Raw genomic sequence first — 2,987 nt, 5'->3', positions numbered from 1 at the left:
CATCGCCAAGGGCGAGCACCGGGTCGAGGCGCTGCGCATCGCCGAGATCTTCCGCGCCAACGTGGTCGACTCGACGCTCCAGAGCTTCGTCTTCGAGATCACCGGCACGCCCGAGAAGGTGGACGCCTTCACCGAACTGATGCGCCCGCTCGGCGAGGTGCGCCTCGCCCGCACCGGCGTCGCCGCCATCGCGCGCGGCGTCTGACGGGCTCAGCTCCCGCCGATCCGGCCCGCGTCCCGCGCGGCGGCGAGCTCGGCCGGGTCGAGCACGCCGTCGCCATCCGCGTCCATCGCGTCGAAGCTCGCGCGCCCGAGATCGGGCATGACCGCGGCCAGCTCGGCGCGGCTGACCCTGCCGTCGCGGTCGGCGTCGAGCGGGTCATCGCGGTTGAGCGCGAGGCCCCCGCCCATCAGCGCGCCGAGGACGAGGCCGGCGAGAACAACGGGCGCGACCGGCCAGCCCTCCCGGCGGGTGCGGCGGAACGGGTCGGCGCGGGATGTCCTGCGGAACATGGTCGTCTCCCTGTTGCTGCGGGTCGGGGACTTCCCCTGCCACGGGACGGCGCGCGGCGCAGCCCCCTGTTCCGGGCGGACCCGCGCGCTCGGCGAGGCCCCGCGCAGGGATGTGGGCCGCATCGGCGGGCCGGCGCCGGTGCGGCGCCCTTCGGACGACGGCGCGCGGACGCGCCCGGCACCCCCCTGCGGCCGGATTAGGCTTTAATTTACCAAGACGGGATGATCTAACGACGCAACGCCGCCGGGTTCGGAATCGCCCGCGGCAGCACTGCACGAGACCAGGGGGAAGAACATGGCCGGCTCCGTCAACAAGGTGATCCTGATCGGCAATCTCGGCCGCGACCCCGAGGTGCGGAGCTTCCAGAACGGCGGCAAGGTCTGCAACCTGCGCATCGCCACCTCCGAGACCTGGCGCGACCGCAACACCGGCGAGCGCAAGGAACGGACCGAGTGGCACACCGTCGCCATCTTCAACGAGAACCTCGTGAAGGTCGCCGAGCAGTACCTGAAGAAGGGCTCCAAGGTCTACATCGAGGGCAAGCTCGAGACCCGCAAGTGGCAGGACCAGTCCGGCCAGGACCGCTATTCGACCGAAGTGGTGCTGCGCCCCTACGGCGGCGAACTGACCATGCTCGACGGCCGTGACGGCGGCGGTGGCGGCGGCGGTGGCGACTACGGCGGCGGCGGCGGACGCGGCGGGTATTCCGACGACCGCGGCGGCGGCTTCCCGGACGACCGCGGCGGCTATGGCGGCGGCTCGGGCGGCGGCGGCAACGACATGGACGACGAGATCCCGTTCTGAGCCGGGGGCCTCCGCCCCGCCACCCCGCAGCCCCCCGAGCACGATGCACCCGATCAACCCCAACATGGCGGCGACCTTCCCGCCCCCGGTCATGGAGGCGCGCCGCTGGATCGCGGGGCGCGACTTCCCTCCGGAGAAGCCGCTCATCAACCTCAGCCAGGCCGCTCCGGTCGATCCGCCGCCCGAGGCGCTCGCCCGCGCGATGGCCGAGGCGCTTGTCACGCGGCCCTCCGCGCATCTCTACGGCCCCGTCCTCGGCCTGCCGGAGCTGCGCGAGGAACTGGCCGCGCAATGGTCCGCCTTCTACGGCGGCACGGTCCGCCCGGGCCAGGTCGCGATCACGGCGGGCTGCAACCAGGCCTTCTGCGCGGCGATGGCGACGCTCGCCGCGCCGGGCGACGCGGTGATCCTGCCCCTGCCCTACTACTTCAACCACAAGATGTGGCTCGACATGTCGGGCATCGGCACGCAGGTGCTGCCGACGGGCGACGACCTCCTGCCCGATCCGGTGCGGGCGGCGGCGCTGATCACCGAGCGCACGAGGGCCATCGTCCTCGTGACGCCGAACAACCCCGCGGGCGTCGAGTATCCGCCGGAGACGATCCGCGCCTTCCTCGAGCTCGCCCGCGCCCGCGGCATCGCGCTGATCGTGGACGAGACCTACCGCGACTTCCTCGGACAGGATGGCGCCCCGCACGACCTCTTCGCCGATCCCGCCTGGGACGACACGCTCATCCACCTCTATTCCTTCTCCAAGGCCTATCGCCTGACCGGCCACCGCGTCGGGGCGATCATGGCGTCCGGGGCGCGGCTCGCCGAGGTGGAGAAGTTCCTCGACACCGTCGCGATCTGCCCGCCGCAGGTGGGCCAGATCGGCGCGCTCTGGGGGATGCGGAACCTCGCGGACTGGCTCGCGGGCGAGCGGGCCGAGATCCTCGCGCGGCGCGACGCGGTGCGCGCCGGGTTCCAGCGCCTGCCGGGGTGGGAACTGCTGGGCTGCGGCGCCTATTTCGCCTATGCCCGCCACCCGTTCGACGCGCCCTCGGACGTCGTCGCGCGCCGCCTCGTCGACGAGGCGCACATCCTCACGCTTCCCGGCACGATGTTCGGCCCCCTCAGGTCCGAGGGCGGCGACGGGCAGGCCGAGGCGACGCTCCGGATCGCCTTCGCCAATGCCGACGCGGCCGGCCTCGCCGAGGTCTGCGACCGGATCGCCGCGCTCGGCCGTTGAGGCGCGGTTCCGCGGCCCTTGCCCGCCCGCGCCCGAGCGCGTAAGTCACGCCGGAACACCATCTGCGGCCCCGGGCAAGAGGACCAGCACCATGGCGAGAACGGCCGGCAAGAAGCTCTCCAACATCTTCGTCTGGATCATCCTCGGCCTGCTTTTCGTCGCGCTCGCGGGCTTCGGCATCGGCTCGTTCGGCGGGGGCGCGAGCCGCGTGGGCCGGGTCGGCGACGTGGAGATCACGGCGCAGGACTACGCCCGCGCGCTCCAGAACGAGATCCGCGCCCGCATCGCCCAGACCCAGACGCCGGTGAACCTCGCCCAGTTGCGCGCGCAGGGCGTCGACGAGGCGGTGCTCCGCTCGCTCGTCGCGCGCGCCGCGCTGGCGCACGAGGCGCAGCGCATGGGCCTGTCGCTCGGCGACGAGGAGGTCGCGCGCCAGAT

Annotated in this window: 4 protein-coding genes and 1 pseudogene; 4 read left to right on the top strand and 1 reads right to left on the bottom strand. The window is 72.9% G+C overall.

Annotation, left to right across the window (positions count from 1 at the left end):
- Nucleotides 1–205, top strand: a pseudogene (locus tag ACTS11_RS09580) (acetolactate synthase small subunit); the annotation flags it as partial.
- 5 nt (nucleotides 206–210) lie between these two features.
- Here the strand turns inward: ACTS11_RS09580 and ACTS11_RS09575 are convergent.
- Nucleotides 211–513, bottom strand: a complete 303-nt coding sequence (locus tag ACTS11_RS09575) for a hypothetical protein (RefSeq protein ID WP_442640093.1) — start codon at nucleotides 511–513, stop codon at nucleotides 211–213.
- A gap of 295 nt (nucleotides 514–808) precedes the next feature.
- On the opposite strand from ACTS11_RS09575, the gene ssb reads away from it, so the two are divergent.
- The 3 genes from ssb to ACTS11_RS09560 all read left to right on the top strand — a co-directional run.
- A complete protein-coding gene (gene ssb, locus ACTS11_RS09570) occupies nucleotides 809–1,318 on the top strand; it encodes a single-stranded DNA-binding protein (protein ID WP_442640092.1) in 510 nt (169 codons plus the stop codon).
- A gap of 43 nt (nucleotides 1,319–1,361) precedes the next feature.
- Nucleotides 1,362–2,549, top strand: a complete 1,188-nt coding sequence (locus ACTS11_RS09565; protein WP_442640091.1) for an aminotransferase — start codon at nucleotides 1,362–1,364, stop codon at nucleotides 2,547–2,549.
- Between the two features lie 91 nt (nucleotides 2,550–2,640).
- The coding region (locus ACTS11_RS09560; protein WP_442640090.1) for a SurA N-terminal domain-containing protein at nucleotides 2,641–2,987 on the top strand (347 nt) is incomplete at its 3' end.

This window comes from Roseicyclus sp. (genome assembly GCF_052168335.1).
In the GTDB taxonomy this organism is placed as follows: domain Bacteria; phylum Pseudomonadota; class Alphaproteobacteria; order Rhodobacterales; family Rhodobacteraceae; genus Roseibacterium.
This window is presented reverse-complemented; position numbering and strand designations above follow the sequence as displayed.

Coding starts and splice junctions, on each gene's coding strand:
- ACTS11_RS09575 (WP_442640093.1), bottom strand. CDS start 513: ATGTTCCGCAGGACATCCCGCGCCGACCCGTTCCGCCGCACCCGCCGG.
- ssb (WP_442640092.1), top strand. CDS start 809: ATGGCCGGCTCCGTCAACAAGGTGATCCTGATCGGCAATCTCGGCCGC.
- ACTS11_RS09565 (WP_442640091.1), top strand. CDS start 1,362: ATGCACCCGATCAACCCCAACATGGCGGCGACCTTCCCGCCCCCGGTC.